The sequence below is a fragment of the Methylobacterium sp. P1-11 genome (genome assembly GCF_008329595.1).
Classification (GTDB): domain Bacteria; phylum Pseudomonadota; class Alphaproteobacteria; order Rhizobiales; family Beijerinckiaceae; genus Methylobacterium.
This window is the reverse complement of sequence record NZ_NPKS01000018.1, coordinates 23,377-40,085: the sequence shown is the minus strand read 5'-3', so window position 1 is coordinate 40,085 and position 16,709 is coordinate 23,377. Positions and strand designations below refer to the sequence as shown.

The following is a 16,709-nucleotide window of genomic DNA, read 5'->3' as shown; positions in this document are numbered from 1 at the left end:
GGCGGGAGCCGAGCCTGATCCCGGCCGCGATACCCGTGCGGCACGGTCATGGGCCCGATGCGGACATGCCTCGTCTCGATGCTGTTCGCGACAGGGGCTTGGACCCCTGAGCCGGTCCGCGCATGTCTCTGTCGCCGGTCCCGACGATCAGGGGGCGATCATTTCGGACGAGGCCAGGAACGCCCGCACGGTGTCGCGGAGAAAGGCGGCATCGGCCGGATGGGTCGACGGATTGCCCGCGCGATGGCCCCAGATGCTCGGGATCGGCCGCAGCACAGCCGCGCGCAGGTGCGGCAGTTCGGCGGCGTTGTCGGCGACGCGGAAGTAGAGATCGGTCTCCCCCGGCATCAGCAGCAGCCGGGCCGTGATCGCACCCAGCGCCCTCACGAGGTCGCCACCGAAGCGCGGGTCGCGACTGACGTCACCCGCGTCCCAGGTGCAGAGCTGCGCGTAGAGGTCGGCGGCGGGGCGGCGGGCGAAGCGCTCCTCCCAGTCGGTGCGCAGGAAGGTGTCGAGATCCGGGGCGCCGAGTGCGGTCCGGTGCAGGTCCGCCCGGTAGAAGTCCTGGCTGAGCGCCCAGCCCGCATAGATACGTCCGAAGGCCCGGAGGGCGGCGGCGGGCTCGGCCGAGAATCGGCCCGCGCCGCGGTGCTCCGGCGCCGCCTCCAGGACCGCCATCAGGCCCTTCAGAAACACGCGGTTGTGCGTGGCCGTGCGGGCGCTCCCGCAATTGATCACCGCCCGGGCGACCTGCTCGGGAAACAGGGCGGCCCAGTGATAGGCCTGCTGCGCCCCCATGGACCAGCCGTAGACCGCGTGGAGCCGCTCGATCCCCCAGGTCTCCGCGAGCAGGCGGCGCTGGGCGTGGACATTGTCCCAGGCGGTGACGAGGCCCGGCCAGTCCGGCGTGTTCGACGGGCTCGACGACAACCCGTTGCCGAACATGTCCGGGATGACGATGAACCAGCGGCCCGGATCGAGCACCCCATCGGGCCCGATCAACCATTCGAGGTCCGGATGCTGGGCCCCGTAGCTCGTCGGGTAGAGCACGACGTTGTCGCGCCCGGGCGACAGGGCCCCGTGCGTCTTCCATCGCAGGCGCGCGCCCGGCAGCACTGCCCCCGATTGCAGGGGCAGGTCGCCGAGATCGAAGGTTCCGGTGGCAGTCGGCCAGCCGGTCACGCGCGCAGCGTCCGCACGAAGCCGACATGCCAGCGGGCGTAGCCCCGCTGCAGCACGCCGAGACGCGCGCGCATCGCCCGATGGGCGTCCGGCAGGCGGTGGAACGGGATCGACGGGTAGAGGTGGTGCTCGGTGTGGAAGGGCATGTTCCACATGAGGAGCCGCATGAGGCCGTTGGTCAAGGTCGTGCGGGTGTTGGTCAGGCCGTTGTCGTCCATCGTGCAGAGTGTGTGCTCGGTGAGCAGGTAGAGCCGCAGGAATGGCTGGCCGAGAAGCTGCGGCCCGATCCAGAACACCAGCGGTGCCCACCAGCCGACCAGCACCATCGCGAGGGCGGAGACGGCGAGCAGGAACGCGCACATCGCCCGAAGCGAGCGGATGATCCGAGGTGCGGCGCGCTCCGGGATGAACGGGTAGGCGGAGAGGTCGCCGCGCAGGCCGGCCCAGACCACCTGAAGGCGGGTGCGCCAGTAGGGCAGCGCCAGGACGCGCCAGACATAGGCGTCGAGGGTCGAGGGTGGCATCAGCGCGAGTTCCGGATCGCGCTCGGGATCCTGGGTGTGGCGATGGTGAGCGAGGTGGAAGGCCGTATAGAAGTGCCAGTTCAGGAGCGACGGACAAGCCACCAGCCAGCCCGCCACCGCGTTGGCGCCCCGGGAGCGGAAGGCCGTCAGGTGAATGGTCTCATGGATCGGTGCGAACAGGGCCGATTGCACGATTCCCAGCAGCAGCATGGCGGGGACGAGCGTCCAGGGCCCCGAGCGCCAGACCAGCCAGCCGGAACCGGCCAGCATCAGCACATGGGCGCCGAGGCGCATGGCGCCGCGCAGGTCCGAGCGCCGCGACAGCGCCTTCACCTCCGTGCCCGTGAGAATTCGTCCGCTTGCCGAAGCCATTTGTTATGCCGGACCGTGTGAGCGCCTCAAAAACGCACGGACCTTGCATCATCCATGCCGGTGCCATGGGAGTTCGTCGCTTGGTCCGGACCGTCTGCCCGCATGATTGCCCCTCCGCCTGCAGCCTCGACGTGCAGGTGGCGGACGGCCGCGTCGTCTCGGTCCGGGGCGGCGACAACCCCTACACGGCCGGGGTGATCTGCGCGAAGGTCAGCCGCTACGGCGAGCGCGTTCACCATCCCGACCGGATCCTCCACCCGCTGGAGCGCGTCGGCCCGAAGGGCAGCGGACAGTGGCGGCGGATCGCCTGGGACGCGGCGCTCGACCGGGTGGCCGCGGCCTTCTCGGAGACGGCGGAGCGCTGGGGTCCGGAGGCGGTCTGGCCGTACAATTCCGGCGGGACCATGGGTCTCGTCCAGCGCGACGGCATCCACCGGCTGACCCACGCGATGGGCTATTCCCGGCGCAAGCGCACGATCTGCACGGCGGTGGCGATCGCGGGCTGGAGCGCCGGAATCGGCCGGATCGCCGGGCCGGATCCCCGCGAGATGGCCTTGTCCGACCTGATCGTGGTCTGGGGTGGCAACCCGGTGAGCACGCAGGTCAACGCGATGACCCACATCAGCCGCGCCCGCAAGACGCGGGGCGCCAAGCTGGTGGTGATCGATCCCTACCGCACCGGCACCGCGGCGGCCGCCGACCTCCACCTCGCGCCCCGGCCCGGCACCGACGGGGCTCTCGCCTGCGCGGTGCTCCACGTGCTGTTCCGCGACGGCCACGCGGACCGGGCCTACCTCGCCGCCCATGCCGAGGACACGGCGGCGCTGGAGGCGCATCTCGCGTCGCGTACGCCCGAATGGGCGGCGGCGATCACCGGCCTGGAGCCCGCCGCGATCGAGGCCTTCGCGGCCCTCTACGGCCGGACGCCGCGCAGCTACATCCGCTGCGGCTTCGGCTTCACGCGGACCCGCAACGGTGCCGTGAACCTGCACGCGGTGACCTGCCTGCCGACCGTCACGGGCGCCTGGCAGCACGCGGGCGGTGGCGCCCTCTGGCAGCAGGCCGCGATCTTCAACTGGGACAAGACCCTGACCGAGGGCCTCGACGTCAAGGCGCCGGGCGTGCGCGAGCTCGACATGAGCCGGATTGGCGCCGTGCTCACCGACGATCCCGACGCCCTGCAGGGCGGGCCGCCGGTGCGCGCCATGCTGATCCAGTCGGCCAATCCCGCAATCTCCGCCCCCGACAGCGCCCGGGTGCGCGCCGGCCTGGCGCGGCCGGACGTGTTCGTGGCCGTGCACGAGCAGTTCATGACCGAGACCGCGGCGCTGGCCGACCTCGTGCTGCCGGCCACCACCTTCCTGGAGCACGACGACATCTACGGGGCCGGCGGCCACAGCCACATCCAGGCGGGGCCGGCGATCCTGGAGCCGCCGGGGGAATGCCGCTCGAACCACGCGCTGCTCGGCGCGCTCGCAGCCCGGCTCGGCGCGGACCATGCGGGATTCCACCTGAGCGCCCGGGATCTCGCCGACGCGACCCTGGCCCGCTCGGGCTGGGGCGGCCTCGACCGGCTGGAGGCCGCCGGCTGGATCGACGCGCAGCCGGACTTCGCCGAGAGCCACTTCCTGAACGGGTTCGGCCACCCGGACGGTCGCTTCCGCTTCGCCCCCGACTGGGCGGCGCTCGGCCCCCGCGCGGACGGGATGCCGGCCCTGCCCGATCACTGGCCGGTGGCCGAGCCCGGAGACGCGGAGCACCCGTTCCGGATGATCGCCCCGCCGGCCCGCCAGTTCCTCAACGCCACCTTCACCAACGTTGCCGAGTCGCTCCGCCGCGAGGGGCGGCCGACCTGCCTGCTCCACCCGGCGGACGGCGCGCGGCTCGGGATCGGCACGGGCGACGCCATCGAGATCGGGAATGCCCGCGGCCGGGTCCGGCTGCACGCGCGCCTCGCCGAGGGGCAGCAGCCGGGCGTGGTGGTGGTCGAGAGCCTGTGGCCGAGCGCATCCTTCGCGGGCGGCAGCGGGATCAACACCCTGATCGGCGCCGCGCCGGCGGCGCCCAACGACGGCGCCGCCTTCCACGACACCGCGGTCTGGGTCCGGGCGGCCTGAGCCGGGCGCTCAGGCCGTCAGCGCCTCGGGCACCGGCGCGTCTCCCAGGCCGCCGAACAGGCGCCGGCCCGGGATCGCCGCGATCAGCCCCCGCGTGTAGGCGTGCGCGGGCGTGGCGAACAGGGTCTCGGCCGGACCGGCCTCGACGATCCGGCCCCGCTGCATCACCGCCACCCGGTCGGCGATCCGCGCGGCGATGCGCAGGTCGTGGGTGATGAACAGCATCGCGAGGTTGTACTCCGCCCGGAGCTCGGCGAGCAGGTCGAGCACGCGGGCCTGCACCGAAACATCGAGGGCCGAGACCGCCTCGTCGGCCACGAGGATGCGCGGCTTCAACGCCAGCGCCCGGGCGATGCAGATGCGCTGGCGCTGCCCCCCCGAGAACTCGTGCGGGAACCGGTCCGCCGCACCCGCCTTCAGGCCGACCCGGTCGAGCAGCGCCCGCGCCTCGGCCATCGCCCGATCCTTCGGCGCCCCGTAGGCCATGGGCCCGCGGGCGATGGCGTCGCCGACCCTCTGGCGCGGGTTCAGCGCCGCGAACGGATCCTGGAACACGATCTGGATGCGCCGCCGTGCGGCCCGCAGGGCCTCGCCGCGCAGGGCCAGGAGATCCTGGCCGCCGAAGGTGATGCGGCCCGAATCCGGCTCGGCCAGGCGCAGGATCATCTGGCCCAGGGTCGACTTGCCCGATCCGGATTCGCCGACCACCGCCACCGTCTCGCCGGCCGAGAGGGTGAGGGAGAGGGCGTCGGCGGCGACCACCTGCCGGGACGGGCGGAACCAACCCTGCCGCAGGGTGAAGGTCTTCGAGAGCGCCTCGATCTCGAGGAGCGGCGACCGCGCCGCCGGGGCCGCGCGCGCCGGGCGGCGGCCGGCATGCGGCACCGCCGCGACCAGCGCCCGGGTGTAGGGATCGCGCGGCGCGGTCAGGACCGCCTCGGCGCTGCCCTGCTCGACGACCCGGCCGTCGCGCATCACCACGACACGGTCGGCGACCTCCGCGACGACGCCGAAATCGTGGGTGATCAGCAGGACGCCCATCCGGCGCTCGCCCTGGAGCCGGCGGATCAGCGCGAGGATCTGGGCCTGCGTGGTCACGTCGAGGGCGGTGGTCGGCTCGTCGGCCACCAGCAGCGCCGGGTTGTTGGCCATGGCGATGGCGATCATCACCCGCTGGCGCTGGCCGCCCGACAGGGCGAACGGGAAGCTGTCGCGGATCCGGGCCGGGTCGGGCAGGCCCACGGCCTCGATCAGCGCACCGACCCGCGCGGCGACCGCGGCGCGCGGCGTCGCGGGGGCCTGGACCCGGATCGCCTCGGCGATCTGTTCGCCCACCCGCTTCAGCGGGTTCAGCGCGCTCAGCGGCTCCTGGAAGATCATCGCGGCGTCGCGGCCGCGGATGGCCCGCAGCTCCGCCTCGGTGGCGGCGGCAACGTCGCGCCCGCACAGCCTGACCGCGCCGCCCGCCACCGCCACGCCGGGCGGCAGCAGGCCGAGGATCGTGTGGGCGATCATCGACTTGCCGGAGCCGGACTCGCCCACGAGGCAGACGATCTCGTTGGCCGCCACGGTGAGCGAGACGCCGCTCACCGCCTGGGCGCGGTCGGCGCCCGCCGGCAGGCTGACCGAGAGGTCGGTGATCGACAGGACCGGCTCGCTCATGCGCGGCTCCCCCGGGCGAGTCGCGGGTTGAGCGCGTCGTTGAGCGCCTCGCCGACGAGGTTGATGGCCAGCACCGTCACGAGGATCGCGGCGCCGGGAAACACGCTCATCCACCAAGCCTGCCGGATCACCGTGCGGGCGGCGCCGACCATGTAGCCCCAGGACATCAGGTTCGGGTCGCCGAGGCCGAGGAAGCTCAGCGCGCTCTCGATCAGGATCGCGGTGGCCACCGTGAGCGCGCCGGTGACGATGAGCGGCGCCACGGCGTTCGGCAGGATGTGGCGCAGGACCAGGGCGGCCGGCCGCTCGCCCTGGCAGGCGGCGGCGCGCACGAAGTCCCGGTTCCGCAGCCGCAGGAACTCGCCCCGGGTCAGGCGCGCCAGGGGCGGCCAGCTGATCGCCGCGATGGCCAGGATCTCGTGGGACAGGGACGGCCCCAGGGTGGCGACCAGCAGGACGGCCAGGATGAAGCCGGGGATCGTCTGGAACAGCTCGGCCACCCGCATCAGCACGGCGTCGACGAGGCCGCCGAACCATCCGGCCGTCGCCCCGATCACGACCCCGACCAGCAGGGCCGCGAGCGTCGAGGACAGGCCGATCGCCAGCGAGACCCGGGCGCCGTGGGCGAGCCCGGCCGCGATGTCCCGGCCCATCGTGTCGGAGCCCAGGGGCAGGTCGGGGCTGAGCGGCGGCTCGAACGGGGCGCCGACCATCTCCCAGGGATCGACCGGCGCCAAAAGCGGCGCGAGCAGCGCCACCGCGACCACCGCGATCAGGAGGACGAGGCCGATCAGGCCGCCGGGATTGCGCAGGAACGCGCGGACGAAGCCCATCACGCGGCCCTCGCGGAGGCGGCGATCCGCGGGTCGATCAGCCGCGCGAGCAGGTCGGTCAGCATGTTGATCACGATCACGAGCACCGACATGACGAGGAAGAGGCCGAGCAGGACCGGGTAGTCGCGCTGGCTGAGGGCCTCGAAGACCAGCCGGCCGAGGCCCGGCCAGGCGAAGACGGTCTCGACCACCACCGAGCCGCCCACCAGCGCCCCGGCCTGCATGCCGGCGACGGTGACCACCGGCAGGATCGCGTTGCGGATCATGTGGTCGCGGATCACCCGGCCGCGGGTCAGCCCCTTGGCGCGGGCGGTCTTCACGAAATCCTGGGCGGCGACCTCGACGATCGCGGTCCGCATCAGCCTTGCGTAGACCGCGAGGTAGACCGCGGCGAGCGAGACGGCCGGCAGGATCAGATGCGCCAGCACGTCGCCCACTTGCCCGAGCGGCGAGAAGGTCGCGCCGACGCTGCGGTAGCCGAAGGCCGGCAGCCATTCGAGCTGGACCGAGAAGACCAGCACCAGCATCAGGCCGAGCCAGAAGACCGGCATAGCGTAGAGCACCAGCGCCACGAGGCCGATCAGGGTGTCCGACCACCGGCCCGCCCGCACGCCCGAGAGGGTGCCGAGCAGGATCCCGAGGCCGAGCGCCAGGGCGAAGGCCGTGCCGGTCAGCAGCAGGGTCGCGGGCAGGCGCTCCAGGACGAGGCCGAGAACGGGCCGCTGCTGCCGGTAGGAGTAGCCGAGGTCGAGCCGCAGCACCCGGCCCAGATAGGTCGCGAGTTGCACCGCGTAGGGCTTGTCGAGGCCGTACTCGGCCCGGAGCTGCCGGAGCAGGGTCTCGTCCGAGGCGCCGGACTGGCCGGCGATGACCTGCGCGGGATCGCCCGGCGCCGCATGGACGAGGGCGAAGTTCACGCTGGCGATGACCAGGATCACCGCCAGCGTCCGCACGATCCAGGCGGCCAGTCCGGCCAGCATCCTCATGCGCGGTAGGCCCGGGCGAAGGTGTCGTTCACGCCGCTGCCCGTGACGACGAGATCCTTGATGCGCTTGTCGGTGAAGGTCGGGAAGTCGAGTTCCATAAGCCACGCCACCGCGGCGTCCTCGACCAGGATCTTCTGGACCTGGCTGTAGAGCTTTTGCCGGGTCGCGTCGTCCTGCGCCACGGCGGCCTCCTCGAACAGCCGGTCGACCTCGGGGTTGCTGTACCCGGAGGTGTTCGAGAACAGGATGCCCTTGCGGATGTTCGAGGCGATGTAGGAGCGCGACACGCCGAGCGCCGGATCGCCGTACTGGTAGGTCCAGGGCGCGGACATCTCGAACTCCCAGTTGCCGCAGCGCGCCGCCCAGCCGCCGACGTCGATGCCCTCCAGCACGATGTCGATCCCAACCTTGCCGAGGGATTGCCGCACGTACTCGGCCACCCGCTGCCACATCTCGCCGTAGGGCGGCACGAGGTACTTGAGGCTCACCCGCTTGCCGTCGGCGCCGGGCTTCAGCCCCATCGCGTCGAGGAGCGCCACCGCCTTGGCGGGCGCGTACTCGTATTTCTGCACGTCCGGCTCGTAGAACCGGGTCTTCGACGAGACCGGGCCGGTGGCGACCTTGCCGAGACCGAAGAACACGCGCTTGCGCAGGGCCTCCCGGTCGATGGCGTACAGCACCGCCTGGCGGAAGCGCTTGTCGTTCATCGGCGCGATGCGGGTGTTCATCTCCAGCCAGAGATGCGGCGCGTAGAACTCGTAGCCCTTCGTGGTCATGTCGAGGTTCGGCAGCGCCTTGAGGCGGGGCACGTCGAAGGCCTCGACATCGTTCCACTGGGTCAGCTGGATCGTGCCGCTCTCCAGGGCGACCGCCCGGGAGGCGGCGTCCGGGATCACCCGGTAGTAGATCTCGTCGAGATAGGGCTCGCCCTTCCGATAGTAGCCCTCGTGGCGCACGAGGTGGATGTGGGAGCCCTTGACCCACTCCTTCAGCTTGAACGGTCCCGTGCCGATCGCCCGGGCGTTGTTCGGGTTCTGCCGCAGATCGGTATTCTCGTAGAGCGCCTTCGAGATGATCGGCGCGGTGGTGGCGTCGAAGGCGTGCAGGAACGGCGCGAACGGCGCCTTCAGCTTGAACACCACCGTGAGCGCGTCGGGCGCCTCAGCCGAGGCGAGGCGCGCGAAGGTGCCGCGCGCCCGGGCATGGGCCTCCATCAGCGCCTTCGTGACCGAGAACACCACGTCCTCCGCGGTCATCGGCGAGCCGTCATGGAAGGTGATGCCGGGAAACAGCTTGAACGTGTAGGTCAGGCCATCCGGGCTGCGCTCCCAGCTCTGGGCCATGCCGGGCCTGGGCGTGAGATCGAAGTCGTAGGTCAGCAGGCTCTCGTAGATCTTGCCGCAGACTGTGAGCGTCGGCGCCTGCTGGTTGAGCGTCGAGACCAGGATCGGCGGCTCGGGCTGGATCACGGTGTTGAGGATCCCGCCGCGGGTCTGACCGGCGGCGCGCGTGATGCCGAAGGGTATCGGCCCCGCCGCGCCTGCGGCGAGAACGAGCTTGGCGAAATCGCGTCGATTCATCCGTGACCTTTCCGGCGCCTCGGAACATGCTCAAGGCGGTCCTGCGATCTCCACCGAAGACCGGGATCGCTGGACAGCCTGATGCATCGAACAGGCCATTTCCCTCGGATGCAGGCGCGCTCCGCGGTACCTCCGGGTCGATGAGGCCGGCGCTGGACCGGTTCTGGCGTATTCCGGCGATGTCCCACCGCCGGCGCGCCAGTCGCTTGGTATCCGGTTTGCCTACCGGGTCAGGGCAAAGGGTGAATGCACATGAGACGATCCTGGTTTTCCGGCCTGCTCGCGGCCGCGGCCCTGCTCGCGCCGGCCTCCGCCCGAGCGGAGACGACGGTGAAGGCGGTGCTGGAAGCCGAGATCGTCACCCTCGATCCCTACTTCACCACCGCCTACATCACGCGGACCTTCGGCTTCATGGTCTACGACACGTTGTTCGCGCCGGACGCGAAGGGCGTGTTCAAGCCGCAGATGGTGGACAGATGGTCGGAGTCGGAGGACCGCCTGACCTGGCGCTTCACCCTGCGCGAGGGCCTGCGCTTTCACGACGGCACGCCGGTCCGGGCCGTCGATTGCGTTGCATCGCTGAGACGCTGGGCGGCCCGCAGCGCGCTGGGCGGCCGACTCATGGACGTGACGGCCGCCCTCGACGCCGTGGACGACAGGACCTTCGTGCTGACGCTGCGGGAGCCCTACGGCCTCGTGCTCGACACGCTCGGCACGACATCGAGCCCCGTGCCGTTCATCATGCCGGCCCGGCTCGCGGCGACGCCCCCCGCGACGCAGCTTTCCGAGGTCGTGGGGTCCGGTCCCTTCGTCTACGACCGCACCGCGCACATCCCCGGCGACCACATGCTGCTGCGCCGGAATCCCGATTACCGGCCGCGCTCCGAGCCGGCCGACTTCCTGGCGGGCGGCAAGGTCGTGAAGATCGACGCCCTCGACATACGCGTCATCCCCGACGGCGCAACGGCCACGGGCGCCCTCGGCGCGGGTGAGATCGACTTCATGCAGTACGCGCCCTTCGACCTGATCGACCAGATCGAGGCCAACAAGGGCCTGGCGGTGATGAACTTCACCGGCCCGCATCGGTTCACAGGCCATTATCGCATCAACGCGGCGTCCAAGCCGTTCGACGACCCGGCGATCCGGCGCGTGCTGCTGAGGCTCGTCGATCAGCGCGAGGTCCTGGACGGGTTCGGCCTCGACCAGCGCTTCTCGCAAACCTGCGACGCCTTCTTCATCTGCGGCTCACCCTACGAGACGCATGTCGGGACCGAGCTCCTGCACGACCCCTCGGTGGCGGCGGCACGGGCCGCCCTGGCGGCGACCGCCTACAAGGGCGAGCCGGTGACCGTGATGGTGGCCAATGATCTTGAGGCCGCGCGCGTGTCTTCGACCATCCTGGCCGACCGCCTGAAGCGGGCCGGCTTCACCGTGGACCTGCAGGTTATGGATTGGGCAGCCCTGCTCGCCCGGCGCACGAAGAAGGCCGGGTGGAGCCTCTTCGGCATCCATGCTCTGGGCCTCGATCTCAGCTCGCCGCTGACGAACTCCGCGATCAACTTCAACTGCAAGGACGCGGCGAGTTCAGGGTTCATGTGCGATCCGCGCATGGTCGGCCTGTTCGACCGCTTCGCCCGCGAGCCCGATCTGGAGAAGCGGCGCGCCATCGCGGGCGAGATCCAGACCGTCATCTACGGCGAGGGGCTGGTCGTCCCTTTCGGCCAGTTCGCCCAGCCGGCGGCCTACCGGACCTCCCTCACCGGCCTGATCCCCTCCGCCATCCCGCTCTTCTGGAACGTCGAGAAACAATGAGCGCAAACCCGTACGATATCGTCGTGGTCGGCGCCGGCTCCGCCGGAGCGGCGCTGGCGGCCCGCCTGTCGGAGGATCCGCACCGGCGTGTGCTCCTGCTGGAGGCCGGACGCGACTGGCGCTCCACCGACGCGCCCCCGGCGCTGCGCTCGGCCAACATCGTCCCGTTCATGCATGACCCGGAGCATCAGGCGGACTGGCAGTGGCCCGGGCTGATGAGCCGGCGAACCCGTGTGCAGGAGCCCCGCTTCTACTGGCGCGGTCGTGCGCTCGGCGGCAGCTCGACGGTGAACGCGCAGATCGCGATCCGCGGCGTCCCGGCGGCCTTCGACGCCTGGGCCGAGCAGGGCTGCACCGGCTGGTCGGCCCGGGATGTGCTGCCCCTCTTCGATCGGATCGAGGACGACGCCGATTTCGCTGCCGCGGACGGTGCCCGGCGCGGCGGCCCGCTCCCGGTCTACCGCGCGAAGCTGGAGGCCTGGGGCGCGGTGGATCTGGGCCTTCGCGAGGCTGCCCTCGCGGCGGGCTATCCCTGGAAGGCGGATCTCAATGCGCCGACGGGCGAGGGGGTCTCGTGCAACCCGATCAACAGCCGAAACGGTCACCGGGTGACGACGAATGACGGCTACCTGGAGCCGGCTCGTGACCGGCCGAATCTCGACATCCGCTGCGAGGCGCTGGTCGATCGCGTCCTGTTCGAAGGACAACGGGCGGTCGGACTCCGCGTCCGCTTCGGTGCGGAGCCCTGGACCGAGATCCATGGCCGCGAGATCGTGCTCTGCGCCGGCGCCGTCCACAGCCCGGCGATCCTGATGCGCTCCGGGATCGGCCCGGTCGAGCCGCTCCGCGCCCTCGGCATTCCCGTCCGCCAGGCGCATGAGGCGGTCGGCCGCAACTTCATGGACCATCCGATCCTGCGGGCGACGATGGATCTCAAGCCCCAGCACCGGGCGCTCGGCCCGGATGCCCGCCACACCAATTGCTGCGTCACGTATTCGAGCGGTCTCGCGGGGGGCGGGGAGCGCGACATGATCGTGGTGGCCTATAATCACCGGACCCTGACCGGGCCGGAACCGACGCCGCAAGGGGCAGTCGGCGTCGGCCTCTACGACGCGTTCTCACGCGGGACGCTGCACCTCACCTCGGCCGATCCCGAGGCCCATCCCGTCATCGACGAGAACATGCTCGATGATCCGCGAGACCGCGTGCGGCTGCGCGACGCGGTGCGCCTCCTCGCCCGGCTGACGGAACATCCGGCTCTGGACGGTCTCGCGACGGCGATCCGGTTCGGTGAGAGCCCGCTCCCGATCGGCGACGCCGCGGGCCTCCCTGATGGGGATCTCGATGCTTTGATGCTCGCCGAAGCCGGTGACATCCAGCACGCGGCCGGCACGTGCCGCATGACCGGCTGGCACGACTCGTCCGGCGTCGTCGATCCTGATCTCAAGGTTCGTGGAATCGACGGATTACGGGTCTGCGACGCCTCCATCATGCCGAGCGATTGCAGAGCCAATCTGCATTTCACCTGCGTGATGATCGGCGAAAATCTTGCTCGAAGGATCCGTATAGACAATCCTTAATATTGATTTCAGACGGAATTGCTATTTCAACTTGCCAGCCCGCATCCGCCTCAAGCCCATATTCCAGAGAATGTTTGCCCTGGAATGGGTATGATGACGGCGTGCCGGCAATCCGCCCCGGGCCAGTGGCTTACGACACCGGTGGCGCACAAAAAGGGTCGGGACGAGGCCCAGGACGTCGGCCGCCACCTCGTCATGCCGGCCGTCGCGCTCGCGCTGTTCTACCTCGCGGTCTGCGCCCGGGTGATGCGCGCCTGCCTGCGGGATCAGATCGGCATAGATTACGCCACCACCGCCCGCGATGAGGGCGAGGCCGAGGCTCGGGTGACGACCGGGCACGTCCTGCGCAATGCGCTGCTGCCGGTGGTAAGAGCAGGCGCACGCTGAGAAGGATGTCGCCCTTCGCGGCGCGACCTTCTCGGACGCTCCGCACATGATCCGCCGCCGGGCGGCACGAAGGAGGCACGGATGCGGCTGGAGATCCTGACCATCGGACCCGCCTTCGCCATCAGCGTGAAAAACGAAGCTGCCACCGAGGAACGGTACGGTCAGACCGCAAGCTCAGGCCTCGTCCGTCCTCCGAGATACGCCGATCGGATCTCGTCGTTGGCCCACAATGCCTGAGGCTCGCCTTCCAGGACGAGCCGGCCCGTCTCGAGCACGTAGCCCCGATCGGCGACCGAGAGACCCATCCGGGCATTCTGCTCCACCAGCAGCACCGTGGTCCCGCGGCGGCGCACCTCGGCGATGATCGCGAACACTGCCTGGACGATCACCGGAGCTAAGCCGAGGGAGGGCTCATCCAGCAGCAAGAGGCGCGGCTTGGCCATCAGACCGCGGGCGAGCGCCACCATCTGAAGCTGCCCCCCCGACAGCGTCCAGCCCAGGGCGTCGCCGAACCGGCGGATGTCGGGAAAGAGGTCGAACATCGCCTCGACCTCGTCGCGCAGGGCCCGCTTGGCGAGCCCGGAGCGGTTCGAGGCGCCCAGCATGATGTTCTCGCGCACGGTCAGGCCCGGGAAGATCCGGCGCCCCTCCGGCACGTGGGCGACACCCATGCGCACGATCGCCTCCGGCTTCAGGCCCTCAAGAGGCTGCCCCTCCAGCAGGATCGTGCCGGCGGCGGGCCGCACGAGCCCCGAGATCGCCTTGAGGGTTGTTGACTTGCCGGCCCCGTTGGAGCCGAGCAGCGTCACGACCTCCCCGGCATCAACGGAGACCGACAATCCGCGCACGGCCTCGATCTCCCCGTAGCGGACCACGAGGTCGCGGATCTGCAGAAGCGGCGCGGCGGGCGGGGTCTCAGGTGGCGTCATCGCGGGTCACACCGGAGCGAGGTCGGTTTTCAGGCTCGTTGCCGGGCCCGCGGAGGCGTCCTCGCCGAGATAGGCCTCGATCACCGCGGGCTCGCGGAGCACGCCTGCCGTGACGCCATCGGCGATGCGGCGGCCGAAGTTCAGCACGGTGATGTGACCCGCCACGTCGCTCACCAGCGTCATGTCGTGGTCGATGATCAGGATGGTCAGACCTTTGGCGGCCATCCGGCGCAGCAACCCCGTCAGCGCAATCTTCTCGGTGGAATTGAGACCCGCGGCCGGCTCGTCGAGCAGCAGCAGCACGGGGTTGCCGGCGAGCGCCCGGGCGATCTCGATCAGGCGCTGGTGCCCGTACGAGAAGCCGGAGATCGGCTCCAGCGCCCGCGCCTCGAGGCCGACGAAGGCCAGGGCCGCCCGGGCGCGGGCCTCCAGGGCCGCCCGATCACGGGCGGAAAGTGGGTTGTTGGGCCGCTCAGCGCCGATGATGACGTTCTCCAGGGCACTCATGGAGCGAAACAGGCGTATGTTCTGGAAGGTGCGCCCGATGCCGGCCGCCGCCCGCCGGTGCGGCGGCAGCCGCGTGATGTCCTGTCCGGCCAGGCGCACGGTGCCCCCCGTGGGACTGTAGAGGCCCGAGAGGACGTTGAGCGTCGTGGTCTTGCCGGAGCCGTTCGGCCCGATCAGCGCGTGAATGCCGCCCCGCGCCACCGTGAAGCTCACCGCGTCCACCGCCTTGAGGCCGCCGAAGTGCTTGGCAAGCCCCGAGACCTCAAGCATCGGCGCGGCGGAGGCCTCACCCTGGATGAGCGTGAGTTCGGGCACTGGCGCCTGCGCAGGGCGGACCCGGCGCAGGCGCCGGACCTGGTCGCCGAGGAACCCCCAGATCCCGTCAGGCATGAACACCACGATCAGGATCACCGCGAGCCCGTAGATCGCGAGGTAGAGCCCCGGAATCTCCTTGAGAAAGCGGAGCCATTCCGGGATCAGGATCAGCAGGGTCGTGCCGATCACGGCGCCCACCGGCGAGCCGACGCCACCGAGAAGCGCCATCGTCAGGAAGACGATCGACTCGGCGAAGGAGAACTGGTCCGGGCTAATATAGGTGAAACTGCCGGCGAACAGGCCGCCGCCGAGCCCCGCAAGAAGCGCACCGAGCGCGAAGGCCGCGATCTTGGTGCGGTAGATGTCGATCCCCGATACGCCCGCGGCGAGCTCGTTGTCCCGTACCGCCCGCATGGCGCGCCCGAGCCGGGTCTGCGGCATGTGCCACACGAGCCAGCCCACGATCGCCAGGACGAGCACGCACAAAGCGAGGTAGCTCTGCCCGTCCGCGAATAGGGTAGGGCGGCGGATGTTGGGCACGCCGTCGGGCCCGTGCGTCACCGGGATCCAGTTGGTGAGCACCAGCGTCAGGATCTGCTGGAACGAGATCGTCACCATGGCGAGGTAGTGACCGCCGAGCCGCAGCGTAGAGGCGCCGAGCCCGGCGCCGAGCACTACGGCGAGGCCGAGGCCGATGATCAAGCAGATCCAGAAGTTCAGCCCCCCGTCGACCGTACCGAGCCCGACCGCGTAGGCGCCGATCCCGAAGAAGGCGGCCTGGGCCAAGTTGATCTGCCCGCACAGGCCGAGCACGATGGTGAGCCCGATCACCGCGATGGCATAGGTGGCCGCCTGCATCAGGATATTGAGGGCGTAGCCGCTGAGCGGCGTCGTGGCGGCGAGCGCCATCAGGACGGCCGCCAGCACCGCGTAGGCAAGGCTGCCGAGGGACAGACGTCGGGGGGCCGGCGCCGATGCGGCCGGGCTGGCGACGGGGGAGGGGGTGCCGCTCATGCCTTCTCCGCCACGCGCTCGCCGAACAGGCCCTGCGGGCGCACGACCAGGAAGACCACGAGGACCAGGAAGGCGAAGGCGTCCTTGTAGGGCACCGAGATGTAGGCCGCCCCGAAGGTCTCGATGATGCCGAGCGCCAAGCCGCCGATGATCGCCCCGGTCACGTCGCCGAAGCCGCCGATGATGGTCGCCGCGAACGCCTTGAGGGCGATCGTGGCCCCCATCTGGATCGACACGAACAGCACAGGCGCCACCAGGATGCCGGCGATGCCGCCGAGCACCGCGCTGTACACGAAGGTCAGCATGATCATCCCGGCCACCGGGATGCCGAGGAGTGCGGCCATCTCCTTGTCCTGGGAGGTCGCCTGCAGCTTCTTGCCGACCAAGGTGTGCTCGAAGAACCAGTACTGGAACGCCACCAGCGCCGCCGTCACCGCGATGATCAGCAGATACTGGCTGTCGAGAAAGACCGGCCCGAGCAGGAACCCTTGGGTCTCGAAGACGGGCGGGAGCACCTGCGGCTGCGGTCCGTAGAGGGCGAGCGTGGTGTTGGCCAGGAAGATCGAGGCGCCGATGGTCGAGATGATCACCGGCAGGTAGCTGCGGTGGCGCAGCGGATAGTAGACGCCGAGATTGAACAGCGCGCCGAGCAGCGCCATCCCTCCAAGGGTGAGGAGGAGCGAGAGCCAGTAGGGCCATTGCAGGTCGACGGCGAAGACCACCATCAGGAAGGCCGCCACCATCGAGAACTCGCCCTGGGCGAAGTTCACCACGTTGGTGGCGCGGAAGATCAGCACGAAGCCGAGCGCCACCAGGGCGTAGACGGAGCCGATGCCGATCCCGGTGAAGAGGAGCTGCAGGATCAGGTCCATGCGGTCCGCACTCTCATGTCCCCGTCGAAGGTTGTTC

At 70.4% G+C, this 16,709-nt stretch carries 13 protein-coding genes; 4 read left to right on the top strand and 9 right to left on the bottom strand.

The genetic code is table 11. The annotated features are described in order from the left end of the window. Positions 1–147 precede the first annotated feature (147 nt). A complete protein-coding gene (locus CIW48_RS18735; protein ID WP_149312113.1) occupies positions 148–1,182 on the bottom strand; it encodes an alpha/beta fold hydrolase in 1,035 nt (344 codons plus the stop codon). After that, positions 1,179–2,078, bottom strand: a complete 900-nt coding sequence (locus CIW48_RS18730) for a fatty acid desaturase (RefSeq protein WP_149312112.1) — start codon at positions 2,076–2,078, stop codon at positions 1,179–1,181. Before CIW48_RS18730 ends, CIW48_RS18735 begins: the two co-directional genes overlap by 4 nt. Before the next feature lie 80 nt (positions 2,079–2,158). On the opposite strand from CIW48_RS18730, the gene CIW48_RS18725 reads away from it, so the two are divergent. Further along, the gene (locus CIW48_RS18725; protein WP_149312111.1) at positions 2,159–4,195 is read left to right on the top strand and encodes a molybdopterin oxidoreductase family protein; all 2,037 of its coding nucleotides are present in this window, start codon (positions 2,159–2,161) and stop codon (positions 4,193–4,195) included. Between the two features lie 9 nt (positions 4,196–4,204). Here CIW48_RS18725 and CIW48_RS18720 read toward each other — a convergent pair whose 3' ends face one another. Genes CIW48_RS18720 through CIW48_RS18705 form a run of 4 tightly spaced genes read right to left on the bottom strand, consistent with a single transcriptional unit; the run spans position 4,205 to position 9,256 of the window. Further along, positions 4,205–5,857 carry an ABC transporter ATP-binding protein gene (locus tag CIW48_RS18720; protein WP_149312110.1) on the bottom strand — a complete coding sequence of 551 codons (1,653 nt, stop codon included), beginning with the start codon at positions 5,855–5,857 and terminating at the stop codon, positions 4,205–4,207. Next, entirely contained in the window at positions 5,854–6,690 is an 837-nt protein-coding gene (locus tag CIW48_RS18715; protein ID WP_149312177.1) for an ABC transporter permease, read from the bottom strand. The genes CIW48_RS18720 and CIW48_RS18715 overlap by 4 nt, the downstream gene beginning before the upstream one ends. Next, on the bottom strand, positions 6,690–7,676 hold the full coding sequence (locus tag CIW48_RS18710) for an ABC transporter permease (RefSeq protein WP_149312109.1): 987 nt from the start codon (positions 7,674–7,676) through the stop codon (positions 6,690–6,692). The genes CIW48_RS18715 and CIW48_RS18710 overlap by 1 nt, the downstream gene beginning before the upstream one ends. Next, positions 7,673–9,256, bottom strand: coding sequence for an ABC transporter substrate-binding protein (locus tag CIW48_RS18705; RefSeq protein WP_149312108.1), 1,584 nt, complete (start codon positions 9,254–9,256; stop codon positions 7,673–7,675). The genes CIW48_RS18710 and CIW48_RS18705 overlap by 4 nt, the downstream gene beginning before the upstream one ends. Before the next feature lie 252 nt (positions 9,257–9,508). On the opposite strand from CIW48_RS18705, the gene CIW48_RS18700 reads away from it, so the two are divergent. From CIW48_RS18700 to CIW48_RS18690, 3 genes are all read left to right on the top strand, one after another. Continuing rightward, positions 9,509–11,068, top strand: a complete 1,560-nt coding sequence (locus CIW48_RS18700) for an ABC transporter substrate-binding protein (protein WP_149312107.1) — start codon at positions 9,509–9,511, stop codon at positions 11,066–11,068. Continuing rightward, positions 11,065–12,648, top strand: a complete 1,584-nt coding sequence (locus tag CIW48_RS18695; RefSeq protein WP_149312106.1) for a GMC family oxidoreductase — start codon at positions 11,065–11,067, stop codon at positions 12,646–12,648. The genes CIW48_RS18700 and CIW48_RS18695 overlap by 4 nt, the downstream gene beginning before the upstream one ends. Positions 12,649–12,789: 141 nt before the next feature. Beyond that, positions 12,790–13,035 carry an ABC transporter permease subunit gene (locus CIW48_RS18690; RefSeq protein ID WP_173009308.1) on the top strand — a complete coding sequence of 82 codons (246 nt, stop codon included), beginning with the start codon at positions 12,790–12,792 and terminating at the stop codon, positions 13,033–13,035. 161 nt (positions 13,036–13,196) lie between these two features. Here the strand turns inward: CIW48_RS18690 and CIW48_RS18685 are convergent, their stop codons facing one another. From CIW48_RS18685 to CIW48_RS18675, 3 genes are read right to left on the bottom strand one after another with little or no spacing between them, the layout of a single operon-like run. Next, entirely contained in the window at positions 13,197–13,964 is a 768-nt protein-coding gene (locus tag CIW48_RS18685; protein WP_091776701.1) for an ABC transporter ATP-binding protein, read from the bottom strand. Between the two features lie 6 nt (positions 13,965–13,970). Next, entirely contained in the window at positions 13,971–15,800 is a 1,830-nt protein-coding gene (locus CIW48_RS18680) for a branched-chain amino acid ABC transporter ATP-binding protein/permease (protein ID WP_149312104.1), read from the bottom strand. Continuing rightward, positions 15,797–16,672, bottom strand: a complete 876-nt coding sequence (locus CIW48_RS18675; RefSeq protein ID WP_012329745.1) for a branched-chain amino acid ABC transporter permease — start codon at positions 16,670–16,672, stop codon at positions 15,797–15,799. Before CIW48_RS18675 ends, CIW48_RS18680 begins: the two co-directional genes overlap by 4 nt. Positions 16,673–16,709: the final 37 nt, after the last annotated feature.

What these genes read in the sequence shown, in the direction of transcription:
- CIW48_RS18730 (WP_149312112.1), bottom strand. Translation starts at nt 2,078, where the DNA reads ATGGCTTCGGCAAGCGGACGAATTCTCACGGGCACGGAGGTGAAGGCG.
- CIW48_RS18720 (WP_149312110.1), bottom strand. Translation starts at nt 5,857, where the DNA reads ATGAGCGAGCCGGTCCTGTCGATCACCGACCTCTCGGTCAGCCTGCCG.
- CIW48_RS18715 (WP_149312177.1), bottom strand. Translation starts at nt 6,690, where the DNA reads ATGGGCTTCGTCCGCGCGTTCCTGCGCAATCCCGGCGGCCTGATCGGC.
- CIW48_RS18710 (WP_149312109.1), bottom strand. Translation starts at nt 7,676, where the DNA reads ATGAGGATGCTGGCCGGACTGGCCGCCTGGATCGTGCGGACGCTGGCG.
- CIW48_RS18705 (WP_149312108.1), bottom strand. Translation starts at nt 9,256, where the DNA reads ATGAATCGACGCGATTTCGCCAAGCTCGTTCTCGCCGCAGGCGCGGCG.
- CIW48_RS18700 (WP_149312107.1), top strand. Translation starts at nt 9,509, where the DNA reads ATGAGACGATCCTGGTTTTCCGGCCTGCTCGCGGCCGCGGCCCTGCTC.
- CIW48_RS18695 (WP_149312106.1), top strand. Translation starts at nt 11,065, where the DNA reads ATGAGCGCAAACCCGTACGATATCGTCGTGGTCGGCGCCGGCTCCGCC.
- CIW48_RS18685 (WP_091776701.1), bottom strand. Translation starts at nt 13,964, where the DNA reads ATGACGCCACCTGAGACCCCGCCCGCCGCGCCGCTTCTGCAGATCCGC.
- CIW48_RS18680 (WP_149312104.1), bottom strand. Translation starts at nt 15,800, where the DNA reads ATGAGCGGCACCCCCTCCCCCGTCGCCAGCCCGGCCGCATCGGCGCCG.
- CIW48_RS18675 (WP_012329745.1), bottom strand. Translation starts at nt 16,672, where the DNA reads ATGGACCTGATCCTGCAGCTCCTCTTCACCGGGATCGGCATCGGCTCC.